This is a genomic window from Candidatus Vesicomyosocius sp. SY067_SCS001 (assembly GCF_014706615.1).
In the GTDB taxonomy this organism is placed as follows: domain Bacteria; phylum Pseudomonadota; class Gammaproteobacteria; order PS1; family Pseudothioglobaceae; genus Ruthia.
Map to the genome: position 1 here is coordinate 1 of NZ_CP054877.1, position 18,947 is coordinate 18,947.

Annotated in this window: 15 protein-coding genes; 7 read left to right on the forward strand and 8 right to left on the reverse strand. The window is 28.0% G+C overall.

The annotated features are described in order from the left end of the window. From dnaA to HUW60_RS00020, 4 genes are all read left to right on the forward strand, one after another. Positions 1-1,293, forward strand: coding sequence for a chromosomal replication initiator protein DnaA (gene dnaA, locus HUW60_RS00005; RefSeq protein ID WP_190600414.1), 1,293 nt, complete (start codon positions 1-3; stop codon positions 1,291-1,293). Between the two features lie 216 nt (positions 1,294-1,509). Beyond that, a complete protein-coding gene (gene dnaN, locus HUW60_RS00010) occupies positions 1,510-2,613 on the forward strand; it encodes a DNA polymerase III subunit beta (protein WP_190600415.1) in 1,104 nt (367 codons plus the stop codon). Between the two features lie 78 nt (positions 2,614-2,691). Beyond that, positions 2,692-5,109, forward strand: a complete 2,418-nt coding sequence (gene gyrB, locus HUW60_RS00015) for a DNA topoisomerase (ATP-hydrolyzing) subunit B (RefSeq protein ID WP_190600416.1) — start codon at positions 2,692-2,694, stop codon at positions 5,107-5,109. 19 nt (positions 5,110-5,128) lie between these two features. Further along, positions 5,129-6,007, forward strand: coding sequence for a phosphoribulokinase (locus HUW60_RS00020; RefSeq protein WP_190600417.1), 879 nt, complete (start codon positions 5,129-5,131; stop codon positions 6,005-6,007). Between the two features lie 50 nt (positions 6,008-6,057). On the opposite strand, the gene leuS is transcribed toward HUW60_RS00020, so the two are convergent. Together leuS and HUW60_RS00030 are read right to left on the reverse strand one after the other, a co-directional pair. Beyond that, positions 6,058-8,505, reverse strand: a complete 2,448-nt coding sequence (leuS, locus tag HUW60_RS00025) for a leucine--tRNA ligase (protein ID WP_190600418.1) — start codon at positions 8,503-8,505, stop codon at positions 6,058-6,060. Then, on the reverse strand, positions 8,502-9,479 hold the full coding sequence (locus HUW60_RS00030) for a dihydroorotate dehydrogenase (RefSeq protein ID WP_190600419.1): 978 nt from the start codon (positions 9,477-9,479) through the stop codon (positions 8,502-8,504). The genes leuS and HUW60_RS00030 overlap by 4 nt, the downstream gene beginning before the upstream one ends. Before the next feature lie 39 nt (positions 9,480-9,518). On the opposite strand from HUW60_RS00030, the gene bioD reads away from it, so the two are divergent. Further along, a complete protein-coding gene (gene bioD, locus HUW60_RS00035; RefSeq protein ID WP_190600420.1) occupies positions 9,519-10,169 on the forward strand; it encodes a dethiobiotin synthase in 651 nt (216 codons plus the stop codon). Here bioD and HUW60_RS00040 read toward each other — a convergent pair. The 6 genes from HUW60_RS00040 to HUW60_RS00065 all read right to left on the reverse strand — a co-directional run bounded on the left by HUW60_RS00040 (position 10,158) and on the right by HUW60_RS00065 (position 14,106). After that, the gene (locus HUW60_RS00040; RefSeq protein ID WP_238924476.1) at positions 10,158-10,493 is read right to left on the reverse strand and encodes a stringent starvation protein B; all 336 of its coding nucleotides are present in this window, start codon (positions 10,491-10,493) and stop codon (positions 10,158-10,160) included. The genes bioD and HUW60_RS00040 overlap by 12 nt on opposite strands. 5 nt (positions 10,494-10,498) lie before the next feature. Continuing rightward, complete coding sequence (locus HUW60_RS00045) at positions 10,499-11,128, reverse strand: glutathione S-transferase N-terminal domain-containing protein (RefSeq protein ID WP_190600421.1); 630 nt, start codon at positions 11,126-11,128, stop codon at positions 10,499-10,501. 38 nt (positions 11,129-11,166) lie between these two features. Beyond that, a complete protein-coding gene (locus tag HUW60_RS00050; protein ID WP_190600422.1) occupies positions 11,167-11,853 on the reverse strand; it encodes a cytochrome c1 in 687 nt (228 codons plus the stop codon). Between the two features lie 5 nt (positions 11,854-11,858). Continuing rightward, entirely contained in the window at positions 11,859-13,082 is a 1,224-nt protein-coding gene (locus tag HUW60_RS00055; protein WP_190600423.1) for a cytochrome b, read from the reverse strand. A gap of 13 nt (positions 13,083-13,095) precedes the next feature. Next, positions 13,096-13,692 carry a ubiquinol-cytochrome c reductase iron-sulfur subunit gene (gene petA, locus HUW60_RS00060; protein ID WP_190600424.1) on the reverse strand — a complete coding sequence of 199 codons (597 nt, stop codon included), beginning with the start codon at positions 13,690-13,692 and terminating at the stop codon, positions 13,096-13,098. 108 nt (positions 13,693-13,800) lie between these two features. Further along, positions 13,801-14,106 (reverse strand): hypothetical protein, encoded by a 306-nt coding sequence (locus HUW60_RS00065; protein ID WP_190600425.1) that lies wholly within the window; start codon positions 14,104-14,106, stop codon positions 13,801-13,803. Between the two features lie 51 nt (positions 14,107-14,157). Between HUW60_RS00065 and secA the strand changes: the two genes are divergently transcribed. Then, a complete protein-coding gene (secA, locus tag HUW60_RS00070) occupies positions 14,158-16,857 on the forward strand; it encodes a preprotein translocase subunit SecA (protein WP_190600426.1) in 2,700 nt (899 codons plus the stop codon). A 774-nt stretch (positions 16,858-17,631) separates the two neighbouring features. Further along, positions 17,632-18,660: a dihydroorotase gene (pyrC, locus tag HUW60_RS00075; protein WP_190600427.1), complete on the forward strand. Its 1,029-nt coding sequence runs from the start codon at positions 17,632-17,634 to the stop codon at positions 18,658-18,660. Positions 18,661-18,947: the final 287 nt, after the last annotated feature.

The following is an 18,947-nucleotide window of genomic DNA, read 5'->3' on the forward strand; positions in this document are numbered from 1 at the left end:
ATGTCTCAAACTTGGTCACAATGCCTAAACACTCTTAGAGATAGTATCCCACTTTCCCAATATAGTGTGTGGATACAACCCTTAAAAGCACTTGAAAATAAAAACACATTATCTTTATTGGCGCCTAATTCACAAGTACTTAACTACATTAATAAAAATCTTAAGTCCCAAATAAAAAATGCAGTTACACAACATAATAAAAATTTAAAAATTTTTATCGGTATTGCATGCAATCCAAATACACAACAACACACAACACCTTTGTTTGAAGACTATACATTTAATAATTTAGTACTAGGAAATGCCAATCAAATGGCATATGGCGCTACTAAGCAAATTGCTGAAAATATAAAAACCTCACCGTACAATCCTTTTATTATTTATGGTAGCTCAGGACTAGGTAAAACACACTTAATGCAGGCTGCTGGACACCTAGCAAAAGAAAAAAATCCAAATATTAAAATAATTTATGTACCATTAATGGATTTTGTTAGAAACATTACCTCTAGCTTAAGACATAACTCCATTGAAAAAATTAAAAATTTTTATCAATCTACTGATTTATTATTAGTTGATGATATACATTTAATTGCAGGCAAAGAAAAATCTCAAGAAGAGTTTTTTCATATTTTTAATTTTTTATTCAGTGGTAAAAAACAAATCATATTTACATGCGACCAACCACCAAAAAATATTAAATCATTAGAAGATCGCTTAAAAACTAGATTTTCACAAGGTTTAAATTTACATCTAACTCCACCAGAACTAGAAATGCGTGCTGCTATTTTACTTAAAAAATCACAAAATAAAAGAATTAACATAAACTTAACAGAAGATACAGCATTATTTATTGCTGGCCATATTGCCTCTAATATTAGAGACCTTGAGGGAGCTCTTCTTAAACTCAAAGCTTTTGTTGATTTTTCAAAAATCAATCATAGCTTTATCTCTAAAGAAATAATTGAATTAGCTTTAGGAGATCTAATAAAACCCCAAATAAAAAATATTGATATTAATGATATCCAAAAAGAAGTAGCTAAACATTATGCCTTAACTATTTCTGATTTAAGTTCAAAATCCAGAAAACAACATACAGTACTTGCTAGACAAATGGCAATGTTTATTTGCTATGAACTGAGCTCACTATCACTAACAAAAATTGGAAAACATTTTGGAAATAGAGATCATTCTACAGTCTTACACGCTATTAAAAAAATTAAAGAAAAACATATAGAAAACATTGAAATAAAAAATGACTACGAATTAATAAAAATAAAATTAGCAAACTTATAAACATATCCAAACTAAAACTTATTTTAACTGTTAATAACATTAACAACATCAACACTTTTAAAAAATTATAAACATATCCACATTTTTTTACATAAAATACTTGATAGTTATCAACAAACTAAAACTTTATTTTTAAATGAAAAACAACTCTTATTAACATAAAATAACCATACTAATAATAATAATAATATTTATTCTAAATAAAAGGATTTTCTAATGAACATACAACTTAGCGTTAAAGAACTATTAGAACCTTTACAAACTGTTATTAGTGTAATTGAAAAAAAACAAACATTACCTATTCTTGCACATGTTCTTATTCAACTTAAAAATAATTTATTAACTTTAACAACAACAGATATGGAGATTGAGATAAAAACTTCTCAAATTATAAAAAACAAAGAAAAAATTTCTTTTACAATATATGCAAAAGATTTAATTAATATTATTAATAAATTACCAGAAAATACAATTCTTAACTTTAATATTAATTTTAGAAAAATTAATATTAAAGTTAATAAAAATTCATTTGAACTTAATACTTTTAAACATAAAGATTTTCCTTCATTACCAAAAATAAAAAATAAAAACATAATTAAAATTAAAAGAAAAATTTTAAAAAATCTAATTGAAAATACAAGTTTCTCAATGGGTAATCAAGACATTAGAGCATATTTAAATGGATTATATTTTGAAATTAATAAAAATAATATCATAGTTGTTGCTACTGATGGACATAGACTTTCTATCGGAAAAATAAAACAAATTAATAACTCTTTCAATAAAAAAACTGTAATTCTTCCAAGAAAATCAATACTTGAATTTAGTAAATTACTTAATAAAAATAAAAATGAAGAAATTAATATTTATACATCAAATAACTATTTTTATCTTATTACTAATAATACAACTATAATTAGTAAGTTAATCAATAGTAAATTTCCTAATTATTTACCAGTAATCCCTACAGATTTTAATAATACTATTATTATTAATCGGCTAAATTTTTTAAATTCACTTCAACAAGCTTCAATTTTTGTTGAAAAAAGAACTAAAGGTGTTAAATTAATATTCAAAAATTCACAATTATATATTTTTTCAAATTCAGAAAGGGGACAAGCAAAAACACAAATTAAAACTAAAAATTTCAATAAAAAAATTGAAATTGAATTTAACATTAATTATTTAATCTCAATTTTAGAAAAATTAAGTACCAACGAAATTAATATGATAATCCCTAAAGAAAAAAATAAATCATGTTTATTACATAGTATGAATGATGATATATATCAATATATTGTTATGCCTATGCGACTCTAATATCTTATAAATTCAAAAACATAAAAAATATGATTTATTTATTTGCATGGTATAATAATTTAATTTTTTACAATATGCATGTCTAAAAAACAATCACAAAATTCACAAGAATACAAAGCTTCTAGTATTAAAGTTTTAAGAGGATTAGATGCAGTACGAAAACGTCCTGGTATGTACATTGGTGACACTAATGATGGTACTGGATTACATCATATGGTATTTGAAGTTATTGATAATGCAATTGACGAATCCTTAGCAGGATATTGTTCAAAAATTAATATTATTATTCATGAAGATAAATCAGTTTCAATAAGTGATAATGGTAGAGGTATTCCTGTCGATATTCACCCTGAAGAAGGAATATCTGCCGCAGAAGTAATTATGACAATACTTCATGCTGGAGGTAAATTTGATAATAATTCTTATAAAGTATCAGGAGGACTACATGGAGTAGGTATTTCAGTTGTTAATGCATTAAGTGAATGGGTTAAATTAACAGTATATCGTAACAATAAAATTTACTATCAACACTATGATAAAGGTATACCTAAAAAACCAATAGAAATAATTGGAAAATCAAATAAAACAGGAACAAATATTCATTTTAAACCTAATATTCATATTTTTTCAAATACTGAATTTAATTATGATATCTTAGCAAACCGTATTCGTGAATTATCATTTTTAAATTCAGGTGTTCATATTGAAATTGAAGAATTTTCAACAGAAAAAAAAGATATTTTTAAATATAAAGGAGGTATTAAAGCATTTATAAAACACCTTAATAAAACAAAAACTCCAATTCATAATGATATTATTGAAATAAATACTGAACGTAAAGAAATTAAAATTGTTGTTGCATTACAATGGTCTGATTCTTATCAACAAAGTATTTATTGTTTTACTAATAATATTCCACAAAGAAATGGGGGTTCTCATTTAGCTGGGTTTAGAGGAGGGTTAACTAGAACAATTAATAACTATATTGATAACTCTGATATAGCTAAAAAAGAAAAAAATTCAATAACAGGTGAAGATACACGTGAAGGATTAACAGCAATAATTAATATAAAAATACCTGATCCAAAATTTTCATCACAAACTAAAGATAAATTAGTATCTAGTGAAGTAAGAGCACCTATAGAATCAATAATAAATGATAAACTAAATGATTATTTTTTAGAAAATCCAAAAGAAGCAAAAACCATTATTAAAAAAATTCTAGATGCCTCACGTGCACGTAATGCAGCTAGAAAAGCAAGAGAAATAACTCGTCGTAAAGGTTTATTTGATATCTCTAACTTACCAGGTAAACTAAGCGACTGTCAAACAAAAAATCCTATCGAAAGTGAAATATTTTTAGTTGAAGGTGATTCTGCAGGAGGTTCTGCTAAACAAGGACGTAATCGACGTACACAAGCTATTTTACCTCTTAAAGGAAAAATATTAAATGTTGAAAAAGCACGTTTTGAAAAAATTCTATCTTCAACAGAAGTTGGTACTTTAATTACTGCATTAGGATGTGGTATTGGAAAAGAAGAATATAATCTTAATAAATTACGTTATCATAAAATTGTTATTATGACTGATGCAGATGTAGATGGTGCACATATTCGTACTTTACTACTCACTTTTTTTTATCGTTATTTACCAGAACTAATTGAAAATGGATATTTATATATTGCACGTCCACCTTTATATAAAATAAAAAAAGGTAAAAAAGAACGTTACTTAAAAAACGATCAAGAATTAAATGACTATTTATTACAAGAAGGAATTAATAATTCATATTTATTCGTTTCAAAAAAAACACCTCCTATTGAAGGAATAGAATTAAAGTTTTTAATAAAAGAATATTATAAAATTAACAATATTTTTAATAAATTATCTAAACATTACAATTTAAACTTACTTAAAGCAATTGCTAATTCAAAACCTATTGATGATTTAACTAATTATAAAAATATAAATACTTGGTGTTCAAATTTAACAGAAAATTTAAATAAAAATCTAACACTAGAAAAAACACACAAAGTTATTTATAATAAAAATACTAATGAAGTTGAATATACATTATATATATATGGAGTTAAAATTGATCATACAATATTAAATTCAGTTTTTTTTAATTCTTTTGATTATCAAACTATTAAAAAATTTGCTAAAAAGATTGAAAATCTTATTACTCAAGAATCTTATGTAAAAAATATAAATAAAAAAATTAAAGTTCAATATTTTAGTCATGTAGTTGAATTTTTAATGAACAATGCTAGAAAAGGACAAAGTTTTCAAAGATACAAAGGGTTAGGTGAAATGAATCCTAAACAACTTTGGGAAACAACTATGGATCCTAAACAAAGAACTTTATTTAAAGTTAAAATTGAAGATAGTATTGTTTCTGATCAAGTTTTTTCCACCCTAATGGGTGATGCTGTTGAACCAAGAAGAAATTTTATTAAAGATAATGCTTTGTCAGTTAATAATTTAGATTTTTAATAAAAATAAGGAGATAATTATGTCAAGAAAACATCCAGTTATAGTAGTAACAGGATCATCTGGCGCTGGAACAACCTTTGTAAAACGTGCTTTTGAACATATTTTTAGAAAAGAAAGTATTAATCCTTTGATTATTGAAGGAGACAGTTTTCATAAATATGATCGCGATTCAATGAAAAAAAACGTTAAAAAACAAGAAGATTTAGGAAATAATTTTTTTTCTCATTTTGGACCTGATGCTAATTTATTTGAAAAAATAGAACAATCTTTTAAAGATTATAGTGAAACAGGGAAATGTAATCGTCGTTATTATCTACATTCTGAAGAAGAAGCTAATAAACATAATCAACGCCTAAATACTAATCTAAATCCAGGTGAATTTAGCCCTTGGGAAAAAGTAGGTAATGGTACGGATTTATTATTTTACGAAGGTTTACATGGTGTTATTGTTACAGATAGTGTAAATATGGCTCAATATGGTGATTTAAAAATTGGGGTTGTACCTAGTGTTAATCTTGAATGGATTCAAAAAATTCATCGTGACAATACAGAAAGAGGTTATTCAGCAGAAGAAACAGTTAGTACAATTTTACGAAGAATGCCTGACTATATTAACTATATAACACCACAGTTTTCTCAAACAGATATTAATTTTCAACGTGTAGCAACAGTTGACACTTCTAATCCTTTTATTGCTAGAGATATTCCAACACCAGATGAAAGTTTTATAGTAATTCGATTTAATGATCTAAATAAAACTTCTGTTGATTTTTCATATTTATGTAGTATGATTAATGGTTCTTTTATGTCTAGACGTAACACCATTGTAATTCCAGGTGGAAAAATGAGTTTAGCAATGGAAATTATTCTTTATCCTATTATTAAAAAAATGATCTAAACTAACTATTATTTAAATAAAAATATTGTACATGTAATCAAGTATATATATTATTTAGTTACAACATTTACTAATTTATTATGAATAATAATTATTTTAACAATATTTTTATTTTTAATAAACTTAATAATATTTTTATTTTTAAGTACTTTACTTTCAAGTACTTTACTGTCAATATTAATCATAATCATCATTTTATCACGTAATTTACCATTAACTTGTACTATGATTTGTACTTTATTTTCCACCAATGCTTTTAAATCAACCTTAGGCCAAGTTTCATTAATAATTGCATTCTTATTACCTAATTTAAGCCATAAATGATGACAAATATGGGGGGTTATTGGACTTAAGGTAAGTAAAATAATATTAATTGATTCAGATCTTAATGCTATTGATTGTGTATCCATTTTGGTAAACTTATTCATTATATCAACTGATTCCATTAATATAGAAATAGCTGTATTAAAAGTGTATCTACGATTAATATCATCAGTAATTTTTACTAAATTTTGATGAATCTTTTTTCGAATATATTTTTGTGTTTTATTAAGAAATTTAATATTTAAATGATCAACAACATATTCTTTAGTATCATTAATATAAACACTTACTAACCGATAAACCTTTTTTAAAAATCTATGAGCACCTTCAAGACCTGAATTATTCCATTCTAAATCTTGTATTGGAGGTGCTGCAAATAAAATAAATAAACGTACCGTGTCAGCACCATATTTCTTAATCATTTTTGTAGGATCTACTGTATTCCCTTTAGATTTACTCATTTTAACACCATTTTTTAAAACCATACCCTGAGTAAGTAAATTTTTAAATGGCTCGTCATATTTTATTAAACCTTCATCTCGTAACAGTTTATTGAAAAATCTTGCATATAAAAGATGTAAAATAGAATGTTCAACACCCCCGATATATTGATCAACTTCTAACCAATAATCTGCACGTTTATCGAGCATAGCATTATTATTATTATTACAGGTGTAACGTGCAAAATACCAAGAAGACTCAAAAAAAGTATCAAATGTATCCGTTTCTCGACGCGCCTTAGAACCACATTGTGGACAAATAGTTTGATAAAAATTTGGCATTTTTTTTATCGGTGAACTAACATCATAAAATTTAACTTTTTCAGGAAGAATAACAGGTAAATCTTTAATTTTGACAGTGACTGAACCACAATACTTACAGTTAATAATTGGGATAGGACAACCCCAATATCGTTGTCTTGATATCCCCCAATCACGTAAACGATAATTAATTTTTTTATTACCTAAATTTTTTTCTATCAAAACTATAGCAATACTTTCACATGCTTGGTCAAAACCCATTCCATTAAATTCTCCGGAATTAAACAATTCTCCTTTATTGATAATAGGCCCTTTATCAATGTTTTCATTTTTATTAATAACTTGCTTAATAAAAATACCGTATTTTTTAGCAAATTTAAAATCTCGTTTATCATGTGCAGGTGCGCTCATAACTGCACCTGTACCGTAACTTATTAGTACAAAATTAGTAATCCAAATAGGAAGCTCTTTATTTGTGATTGGGTGTACACATTTAAATCCTGAATCAATACCTTTTTTATCTATTATTTCATTTAAAATCTCAGAAGTTTGTATAGTTCTACATTCTTCAATAAAAGATTGAACTTGATAATTATTTTTTCCTGATTCTAATGCTAACGGATGCTCAAATGAAATAGCTAAATAGGTGACACCCATTAGTGTATCTGGTCGAGTAGTATAAATTATAAGAGAATCAGAATTCCTTCTAGAAAAAATAATTTCTAAACCAACAGATTTACCAATCCAATTTTTTTGCATAATCTTAACAGAATCAGGCCAACCATGAAGTTTATCTAAATCATTAAGTAATTCCTCTGCATAGTTAGTGATACGCATAAACCATTGTGGGATTTCTTTTTTTTCGATCAGAGCATTAGAACGCCACCCACGTCCATTAATCACTTGTTCATTTGCTAACACTGTTTGATCAACAGGATCCCAATTAACAATAGCTTTTTTCTTGTATATTAAATTTTTTTTAAATAATTTAATAAACAACCATTGTTCCCAACGATAATAATTTGGATGACAAGTCGTAATTTCACGAGACCAATCATAGCCAAAACCCAATTGATTTAATTGAGTTTTCATATAGTTAATATTTTTATACGTCCATTTAGCTGGGGATTCTTTATTTTTTAATGCTGCATTTTCAGCTGGCAATCCAAATCCATCCCAACCAATAGGTTGCATAACATTCTTACCTTGCATTCTTTGAAAACGAGAAATAACATCACCAATACTATAATTACGTACATGTCCCATATGTAATCGTCCAGATGGATAAGGAAACATGCTAAGACAATAATATTTTTCTTTTGAAGAATCTTCTATTACTTCAAAAGATTTTTTTTCTTGCCAATATTTTTGAGCTTGTTCTTCAATTTTTTGCACATCATATTTTAAATTCATAAAATTATTGATTTATCTAAATAAGTATCATATTGAGATGTATTAGAATTAAGTTTTAGTGTACCTATTAAATCATTAATACTGTTTAAATTATTATTATTTAAATACTCACTAATACCATTATTAATTTTATGACAAACTAGTGGATCATAAAAAATAGCAGTACCTATACCAATAGTAGAAGCTCCTGCAATTATAAATTCTATTGCATCATTAGCAGTCACAATACCACCTTGACCAATAATAGGAATATTATAATTTTTACTAACTTGATAAACTTCATAAACTTTTAACAAAGCCATTGGCTTAATAGCCGGTCCAGATACTCCACCTTGATTATTACCAATAATTGGTTTTTTAGTTGTAATATTAATAGCCATACCCATAAGGGTATTTATGACTGCTAAACCATCAGTACCTGCATCAATACAACGTTGGGCACTAAAAGCAATATCAGCTTGATTGGGCGATAATTTAGTAATAATAGGTTTAGTAGTATTTTTTCGGCAAATTTCTACAACTCTATAAGACATATTTGGATCATTACCAAAAGCAACTCCTCCTTTTTTAATATTAGGGCAGGAAATATTAATTTCAATTGCGTGAATATCTGTATTATCAAAACGTTTAGTAATTTCGCCATACTCTTTAAAGGATGAACCAGAAATATTGATAATAAAATTAGTTTCAGTTTTATCTAGTTTTGGTAGGATTTTATTAATTACCACATCAGCACCAGGATTTTGTAGTCCAATAGAATTAATCATACCACAAGGTGTTTCAGTTACTCGATGTGGAATATTTCCTAAACATGGTTTTAAAGTTGTACCTTTAAGACAAATAGCACCTACATCAGAATTAGTAAATCCATCAATATTTGTATATTCTTTACCAAAACCAACACAACCTGATAAAAGAACAATAGGTGAATTAAAGAAAAGTCCACAAAATTGATTTTTTAAATTATTATTCATGAATAATATTATACATTTTTACTGTTAAAATTATTATTTATGAAAGGACTATTCATTAGCGGCAGCGGGACTAATGTTGGTAAAACATTTATTGCCCAATATTTAATTAGATTTTTAACAAATATTCTAAAAGTAAGTGTTAGAAAGCCAGTTGAAAGTGATTGTAAAAATAAAAATGGAAAATTGATACCAAAAGATGCTTTATTATTATCTAAAGCTTGTAATATTATTGAGTCAATTGATAAAGTATGTCGATATAAATTTAAAGCATGTAGTAGCGCACAAATAGCAAGTAAAGCTGTAGGATTAAAGCTTACTTTAGATAATTTAGTTGATGCTTGTGTAGCAGATGAATTTGTTATTGTTGAAGGGGCTGGGGGGTTACTATCTCCAATAGCAATTAAAACATTAAATAGTAATTTAATTCAATCAATTAATGTACCAGTAGTACTGGTGATTAAAGATGAGTTAGGTGCAGTTAATCAGGCATTACTTAGTATTAATGCAGCTCAGCGTTATAAGCTAAATATAAGTATGGTGGTGTTAAATCAAATCTACCCTAATTTACTAGATAATAAAAAAGCAATTAATCAATATACAAATGTTAATATTGTGGTATTTAATCACAATGATTTAAAATCTTTTGAAAGACAAATTGAAAAAATCCTACTAGGGAGTTTAATCAAGTAATCTTAAATTAGATTTTTCTTCAGTTTCAAAAAACATGCCTTTGCCGTTTTCACTTGCATAAATACTATTAATTGCATTAATAGGTATAAAGATATTAATTAATTTTTTAGAAAATCTTGCTTTAAAACTAAGATTATCATTACTTATAATTAAGTTATAAGTCGCGTTACTTGCAATATTGAGAACAATTTTGTTTTGTTGAATAAATTGTTTGGGTACAATAACACTTGAATAGGTACAATCAACCAATATATGAGGAGTTAATTTAGCATCCTCTGTCCATGCGTGATAAGCCCTGATTAAATATGGAGCTATAGAAAGCATGATACTTAATTATATTCTTTTTCACAATCGGTTAAACTTGCTTTAAAACTATCCCTAGTAAAAAGTCTATTTGCATAATCTATAACATATTTTCCTGGTTTTCCTAGTTCAATTTCTAGTTTTTTTAAACGCCATAATAAAGCACCTAAACAAGCATCTACAATAGTCATGTCATCACTTTTAAAAAAAGGTTTATAAGCAAATAAAGGTACTAATTCAATTAGGTTACTTTTTAAAACTTTACGTGCCTTATCAGCGTTTTTTTTACTACCTGATTCAATAATATCTGCCATCTCAAACCAACAATTAGGTGCTCTAGTGAATCTGAAAATAAGTAATCTTTTTTCAGATTTTTCAATAGGATCTACAGATAGTAATGGGGGAAATGGGAAACGTTCATCAAGGTATTCCATCACTACTGAAAGATCGTATAAAACAATTCCTCTGTCAAATAAAGTGGGTAATGATTGACAAGGGTTAAGTTCTAAAATTTCTTCAGGAATTTCTTCAATTTTTAAATTTATAACTTCTCTTTCAATATTTTTTTCAGCCATGATAAAACGTACTACATGAGAACGTATGTCTTTAGGTGAGGAATAAAGTGTTGTCGAAGCAGGATTAGGTTTTGTTAACATAATATGTATTTACCTTTAAAAAAATCTTGATTTAAAAATTAATGTTTAGCACGCCATTTTCCATATTTGATATCTTTCCAGTATTCTTTTTTTAAAAAATAAGAAAAAATAAATAAAATAAATAAAAAACCTATTACTTTAATACCAAGATTAAATCGTACTAATTTAGACGGCTCACCAACATAATCTAAAAAGTTAGTAATATCTCTAATATCTTGATCAAATTTTTTACTAGATTTATCTTGTTTTAATTTCCATAAAACATCTGGCATAGAAGCATTTTTTAGTATATGGTTATTTACACCAAATATACGTGAATTATCTTTATAAAAACCATGTAAGTAAGAGTATATCCAGTCTACTCCTTTTGAACGTGATACTAAAGATAAGTCTGGACTTTGTCCAAACCATTGGTTAGCATCAGTAACTGACATAGCAGATGTAATTGTTTCGCCAATTTTTTCATTGCCTAAAATAAAATGCTTTTCAATATCTGCATAAGAAATATTTAAGTCTTTACCAATACGATTATAACGCATGAATTGGATTGAGTGACAGCCAGAACAGTAATTCATGAATAATTTTGCACCCCTTTGCAATGATTTTTTATCATTAATATTAGTATTAGCCTGATCTAGATGAAATTCATTGCCTAATACAGAAGTATTAAAAGAGAATATTAAAATTACAACCGTTATTAGTAATGTATGTACTTTATTTTTCATTAAATTTACCCCGTTACTCTTATCGGTAACGACTTAGTTTTTCCAATGGAGGTAAACCAGGGCATTAAGATAAAAAAGCTAAAATAAGTAAATGTAAACACTTTTGCTAGTAACGCATTAATTGGCGTTACCGGCTGCATACCTAAGTAACCAAGTATGATAAAACTAAGAATAAAAATCCCCAAAGCAATTTTATAAGGCCATGAACGATATCGAATTGATTTTACCTTAGATCTGTCTAACCATGGTAATGCAATTAGAATTAACAGTGAAGCAAACATACCAACAACGCCTGGGAATTGTGAACCAAACATAGGTGGTATAGCTCTTAATATTGAATAGAAAGGTGTTAAATACCAAAGTGGCGCGATGTGGTTAGGTGTTTGAAGTGGATTTGCTTCAATAAAGTTAGAACTCTCTAAAAAATATCCATTCATTGCTGGAGCAAAGAATACTACAGCTGAGAAAATCATTAGAAATACTACTACGCCTACAATATCCTTAACACTATAGTACGGATGAAATGGAACTCCATCTTTAGGAATTCCATCTTTATTTTTATTTTTTTTAATTTCTATACCGTCTGGATTATTTGAACCTACTGTGTGTAATGCAACAATATGCAAAAATACCAAAATAACTAAAATCAATGGTAAAGCAATTACATGCAATGAAAAAAAACGGTTTAAAACAGGATCTCCAACAGCGTAGTCACCCAAGATAAAAGTTAAGATGTCAGGACCAAATATTGGTACTGAACCAAATAGAGAAATAATAACTTGTGCTCCCCAGTATGACATTTGCCCCCATGGTAATACATACCCCATAAAGGCTTCTGCCATCAATGCAATATATAGAACCATTCCTAAAATCCAAATTAACTCACGGGGGCTCTTGTATGAGCCATAAAGCAAACTACGATGTATATGTAAATATATAACAATAAAAAAAGCAGAGGCACCTGTTGAATGTAAATAACGAATAAGCCAACCCCAGTTAACATCACGCATTATATATTCTACTGATGCAAATGCATTGATAGCATCTGGTTTAAAGTGCATCGTCAAAAAAATTCCTGTTACAATTTGTATTACTAATACCAACATGGCTAATGAGCCAAAAAAATACCAAAAATTAAAATTTCTAGGTGTGTAATACTCTGCTAAGTGTTCATTCCAAACTTTAGTTAATGGAAATCTTTGATCAATCCAATTTTTGTTATTATTCATATAATTCTCCTGATTATGCTTTTGGATCAATGCCAATTCGAATTAAAGAATCGGCAACAAAATGATAAGGCGGGATAACTAAATTTGTTGGGGCTGGAACACCTGTATAAACCCTTCCTGCTAAATCAAATTTAGAACCATGACAAGGACAATAAAATCCACCCTTCCATGAGTCTCCCCCAAGATCAGAAGCGCCTAATTCAGGTCTATAGGTGGGCGAGCAACCTAAATGAGTACAAATGCCAATAATAACAGCAACATTAGGATTTATTGAACGATAAGGGTTTTTAGCATATTTTGGTTGTTGAGAAATTTCATTACTATTAGGATCAGTTAAAATGCTATTTAGTGATGTCAAATTTTCAATAGTTTTTTTATCACGTTTAAAAATCCAAACAGGTTTTTTTCGCCATAAAACTCTAACTAATTGTCCGTTGTCTAATTTACTTATATCAACATCAATAGGTGCGCCAGCAGCTTTTGCTCTTGCTGAAGGCATCCATGATGATAAAAATGGTACTAAAACAAAACCAACGCCTATCGCACCAACAACACTTGTGGCGCTAGTTAAAAATCGCCTTTTTTTTAAGTCTATCTCTTGTTCTGACATATGGGCTAAAATCCTTTATTAAAGTTGGTAAATAAAATATAATTTTAAACCCGGATTATTATAATATATATTAACTTTATTTGATAGATAATTAATGTTAGAGTATTATTAATTAATATTAATTTTAATTTCTACATGTGTTATAGATTCAAGTGCTGGTATTTGTATCAAAATTTCTAGTAATTTCACTATTTGTTTTTCAGCTCTAAAATAAATAGCATGATTATTAGTTATTAGGGTTGCTGTGTTATCTTTAATTAAGCATAATTTAATAAACGGTTTTAGTTTGTTCGGTAAAATCTTATTAAGCTCAATATTGATTTGATTATAGGATTTTGCTTTAGTAAACAATTGTCCAAGCCTACCATTAGGTACAAAATTTGCGAGATTTGTTATGGTTTTATACTGACACATTCATCTATCTATGAGAAAATAAGTTTTTAAGGTTTATTTAAACATATTTTAATGAGTATTATAAATAACATTCTATCAAAGATAGTTGGTTCTAGAAATGATCGACTTATCAAAGTTTTATATAAAACTGTTGGTCAAATTACTGAATTAGAGTTAAATATGCAATCACTTAGTGATGAACAACTTAAGTCTAAAACTCAAGAATTTAAAGACAGATTGAATAAAAAGGAAACTTTAAACTCAATTCTTATTGAGGCATTTGCCGTGATACGAGAAGCATCAATCAGGGTATTAGATCTTAGACTTTATGATGTGCAACTAATTGGTGGCATAGTTCTAAATAATGGTAATATTGCAGAGATGGGTACAGGTGAGGGTAAAACTTTAGTAGCAACCTTACCAGCCTATCTTAACGCTCTTAATGGTAAGGGTGTGCATATAGTCACTGTGAATGATTACTTAGCATTTCGTGATGCTCAGTGGATGGGAAAAGTATTTAATTTTTTAAACATGAGTGTGGGTATTATTACCTCAAATATGTCATATGAAAATAAACAAGCTGCTTATTTATGTGATATTGTTTATGCAACTAATAATGAGTTAGGTTTTGATTATCTTCGTGATAATATGGCATTTACTTCTGAAGAAAAAGTACAACGAATGCTTAATTTTGCCATTGTAGATGAGGTAGATTCAATTTTAATTGATGAGGCTAGAACACCTTTAATTATTTCTGGTCCAACGGATGATTATGCTCAAATTTACCAGGCTATTAATCATATGATTCCTAATTTTACTAAGCAAACAGAAAGAGAGTCTGGAAAAGAAATAGTTATTGAGGTAGCAGGTGATTATATTGTTGACGAAAAACATAAACAAGTATTTTTAACTGATAATGGTCATGGTAAAGCTGAGCGTTTATTAATTGATGCGGGTGCTTTACTAGAAGGTGTTAGTCTTTATGATGCAAGTAATATTTTATTAATGCAACATATTAACTCAGCATTGCGAGCACATATTTTATTCCAAAAAAATGTGGATTATATTATCCAAAATGATGAAATTGTGATTGTCGATGAATTTACTGGTAGAACTATGTTGGGTCGTCGTTGGTCAGAAGGATTACATCAAGCTATTGAAGCTAAGGAAAGAGTAAGTATTAAAAAGGAAAACCAAACGCTTGCTTCAATTACTTTTCAAAACTATTTTAGGCTTTATAAAACACTCTCAGGTATGACAGGTACTGCTGATACTGAAGCTGTAGAATTTCAAGATATTTACGGATTGGAAACCGTGGTTGTTCCGCCTAATAAGCCATCTACGCGTGTAGATAAATCAGACTTAATTTATTTAACAACACAAGAAAAATTTAAAGCTATTGCTCTTGAAATTGCTAATTGTCAGAAAACTGGACAGCCAGTTTTGGTAGGCACTAGTAGTATTGAAAATTCAGAATTAATTTCCACTTTGTTAGAAAAAAATAATATCCAACATGAAGTTTTAAATGCTAAGCAGCATGAGCGAGAAGCTATTATTATTGCTAATGCTGGTAATATTGGTGCAGTTACTATTGCAACTAATATGGCGGGTAGGGGTACGGATATTGTGCTAGGCGGTAAATTGTTTGAACAAGCAACAGGTAAGCAAAAAACTGACTGGCAGAATCGTCATAATGACGTTATTAAAGCAGGTGGGTTACATATTGTGGGTACAGAACGTAATGAGTCACGTCGAGTGGATAATCAATTACGTGGTCGTTCTGCGCGTCAAGGAGATGTAGGTTCAACTCGTTTTTACTTATCATTAGAAGATAATTTAATGCGTATTTTTGCTAGTGAGAAAATGTCATTAACGATGCAAAAGTTGGGTATGAAAAAAGGTGAATCAATTGAACATAAAATGGTTAATCGTGCTATTGAAAATGCTCAAAAAAAAGTAGAAGGTATGAATTATGATGCACGTAAACATCTTTTAGAATATGATGATGTTGCTAACGATCAAAGAAAAGTCATTTATCAATTACGTGATGATTTGATGAGTGTTAATGATGTTCAAGCCCGATTTATTAGTATTAGGGAAAAAGTCATTAAACAGCTTTTTTCAGATTATATTTCATCTGAATTGATGGAAGAGGATTGTAATGTTGAAGGATTTTATAATGCTTTGAAATCAGATTATTCAGTTGATTTACCATTGCAACAATGGCTTGATGAAGGTGTTAATATAGATGAATTGCAATCAAAAATTATTCAAGAAATGAGTACAATTTGTGATTATAAAGAAAAAATAGTTGGTACTAAGCTTATGCGTGAATTTGAAAAAGCAGTTATGCTAAAAACTATTGACCATTATTGGAAAGAGCATTTAGCAACTATGGATTATTTACGTCAAAGTGTTAATTTACGCGGTTATGCGCAAAAGAATCCGATGCAAGAGTATAAGCGTGAATCATTTGTTATGTTTACTTCGTTGTTAGACACTATTAATATTGAAATTGTTAAATCTTTATCAAATGTTACTATTAATAAGAATACTGATATTCTCGATGTGGAACAACAAAATAATGATGATGCACAAGCAATACATAGTAACCCAAGTCAACAAATTAAACAAGCTAGTACTACTACTACTAATAATATACAAATACAAACTAACCAACAAAACACATATCAAAGAAAAGAAAAAAAAGTAGGGAGAAATGAATCTTGTCCTTGTGGATCAGGTAAAAAATATAAAAAATGTCATGGATAACTATATTGATTTAATATCAGGTATTAGTCTTAATAATGTTGTTATTAATGAAAATGGTACAAAAATATTAACCCAAGCTTGCCTTTTTTATTCTTATAAGCTAAAGTAAATTATGTTAAAGCTTACTTAAAATTCAAAGATTTTATTAGAAGATCTGGCTAAATATTGAGATTTAAGCAGCGAGTTGTTTTTCTGATACAATAAATTTATTATTACAACATACAAATCTTAAAGCAAAGAATATTAAAACAATTATACTCACACAGTCAAAGTATTTTTTACCAAGATATGTGAATACTCAATATAAATTGAGAATGGAGTTATTATTGTTGAAAAGAATATTGTTATAATAATTTAACTTTAGTATGTAAGATGGGACTTTTGAATAAGAAAATATTTTCTTCAATTAATTTTACCATCAACATATATCTATAATGGTAAAGATGGATTGATATATTAATTTATATTAGTTATTGTAATATTTAAATAACAATTAGCTAAATTTAATAGAACTAATAATAATGAGTTTTTCTAAAATAATTCCTCTAGGAAGAGAGGTTTATTTGTCTGATGGTTTACATGCTTTTTTGTTTAAACTGATTGGTTTATCAAAAATATTGACAGTAAAGTTATACTAATCAATGATTTTGGCGTATTTATAAATTATTTAGGAGCTCTTACATTTTATTTTTTGATGAAAAAACTTAGTAAATTTGTCATCAAATTTACAATCAGTAAAAGGGCTGGGGATGGAAGAGTACTTGGAAGTAATTTATGCAAATTAAAATAATTCAACCAGATGACTGTCATTTACATGTTCGTTCAGGAGTAGCATTAAAATCAATTATCGGTATGACGGTTGCGCAAATGGGTAGAGCAATTATTATGCCTAATTTAAATCCTCCTATTACTAACGTTACTCAAGCGTGCGCTTATAAAGCAGAAATTTTATCTACATTGCCAAAAGGAAATAGATTTAATCCATTGATGACCTTATATTTAACAGATAATACTACTTCTAAAGATATTCAAGAAGCTATTGATAATAATATTATAGCAGTTAAGTTTTATCCTGCTGGAGCAACGACTAATTCCGATAGTGGTGTAACTAATATTGTTAAACTTTATCCAACGTTAGAGAGTATGCAAAAACTGGGTATACCTCTTTTAGTGCACGGAGAAGTAACGCGTAGTGATGTGGATATTTTTGATCGAGAGGCAGTATTTATTGATGAGGTATTGAGTCAAGTAGTGAATGATTTTCCTGAGTTGAAAATTGTATTTGAGCATATCACCACTAAAAATGCTGTTGATTTTGTTTTAGCAAGTCATCATAAAATAGCAGCAACTATTACACCACATCATCTTTTGGCAAATAGAAATGATATGCTCGTTGATGGTATACATCCACACTATTTTTGCCTACCAGTTTTAAAGAGGAAAAATCCACATCAAATAGCATTATTGGACGTTGTAACTAGCGGTAATGTTAAGTTTTTTTTAGGTACAGATTCTGCGCCACATATGAAGACCGATAAAGAGTCTGCTTGTGGTTGTGCTGGTATTTTTAATGCACATTGTGCTATTGAGCTTTATGTAATGGTTTTTGAACATCAAAATGCACTAGATAAGTTAGAAGGATTTGCTTCAAAATTTGGTGCAGATTTTTATAATTTACCTTATAATAAAAAGATTATTACACTTAATAAGAAAGATTGGACTATACCAGCAAGTTACCCTTTTGCACATAGTAATATTGTGCCGTTTATGGCAACTAAAACACTTAGTTGGAAACTTGCTTAAAGTAAAATATAAATTTGCTTGTTTGCATTTTATATTATGAATAATGCTACTAACAATGCTATTATTATATAGGACATTTGTTATTAAAAGTTTTGTATTCTTTTTATCAAAATTTTTATACGATTTTATTACAACTAGTGTAAGTGTATTAAAATAGACTAATGAATTAATTTTAATATAACATACACTATTTTGAGTAAATTTTAGGTTGAAGAAATAAATAAATTAAATTTATTTAAAAGTAGCTTACTTAAAAAGTGTAAGTAGCGCTTTTATGCTTATTTTTA

Bases quoted from the DNA above. Each gene is read 5' to 3' on its own strand.
- secA (WP_190600426.1), top strand. From the start codon at position 14,158: ATGAGTATTATAAATAACATTCTATCAAAGATAGTTGGTTCTAGAAAT.
- leuS (WP_190600418.1), bottom strand. From the start codon at position 8,505: ATGAATTTAAAATATGATGTGCAAAAAATTGAAGAACAAGCTCAAAAA.
- gyrB (WP_190600416.1), top strand. From the start codon at position 2,692: ATGTCTAAAAAACAATCACAAAATTCACAAGAATACAAAGCTTCTAGT.
- HUW60_RS00065 (WP_190600425.1), bottom strand. From the start codon at position 14,106: ATGTGTCAGTATAAAACCATAACAAATCTCGCAAATTTTGTACCTAAT.
- dnaA (WP_190600414.1), top strand. From the start codon at position 1: ATGTCTCAAACTTGGTCACAATGCCTAAACACTCTTAGAGATAGTATC.
- pyrC (WP_190600427.1), top strand. From the start codon at position 17,632: ATGCAAATTAAAATAATTCAACCAGATGACTGTCATTTACATGTTCGT.
- HUW60_RS00055 (WP_190600423.1), bottom strand. From the start codon at position 13,082: ATGAATAATAACAAAAATTGGATTGATCAAAGATTTCCATTAACTAAA.
- dnaN (WP_190600415.1), top strand. From the start codon at position 1,510: ATGAACATACAACTTAGCGTTAAAGAACTATTAGAACCTTTACAAACT.
- HUW60_RS00050 (WP_190600422.1), bottom strand. From the start codon at position 11,853: ATGAAAAATAAAGTACATACATTACTAATAACGGTTGTAATTTTAATA.
- HUW60_RS00030 (WP_190600419.1), bottom strand. From the start codon at position 9,479: ATGAATAATAATTTAAAAAATCAATTTTGTGGACTTTTCTTTAATTCA.
- petA (WP_190600424.1), bottom strand. From the start codon at position 13,692: ATGTCAGAACAAGAGATAGACTTAAAAAAAAGGCGATTTTTAACTAGC.
- HUW60_RS00045 (WP_190600421.1), bottom strand. From the start codon at position 11,128: ATGTTAACAAAACCTAATCCTGCTTCGACAACACTTTATTCCTCACCT.
- HUW60_RS00020 (WP_190600417.1), top strand. From the start codon at position 5,129: ATGTCAAGAAAACATCCAGTTATAGTAGTAACAGGATCATCTGGCGCT.
- HUW60_RS00040 (WP_238924476.1), bottom strand. From the start codon at position 10,493: ATGCTTTCTATAGCTCCATATTTAATCAGGGCTTATCACGCATGGACA.
- bioD (WP_190600420.1), top strand. From the start codon at position 9,519: ATGAAAGGACTATTCATTAGCGGCAGCGGGACTAATGTTGGTAAAACA.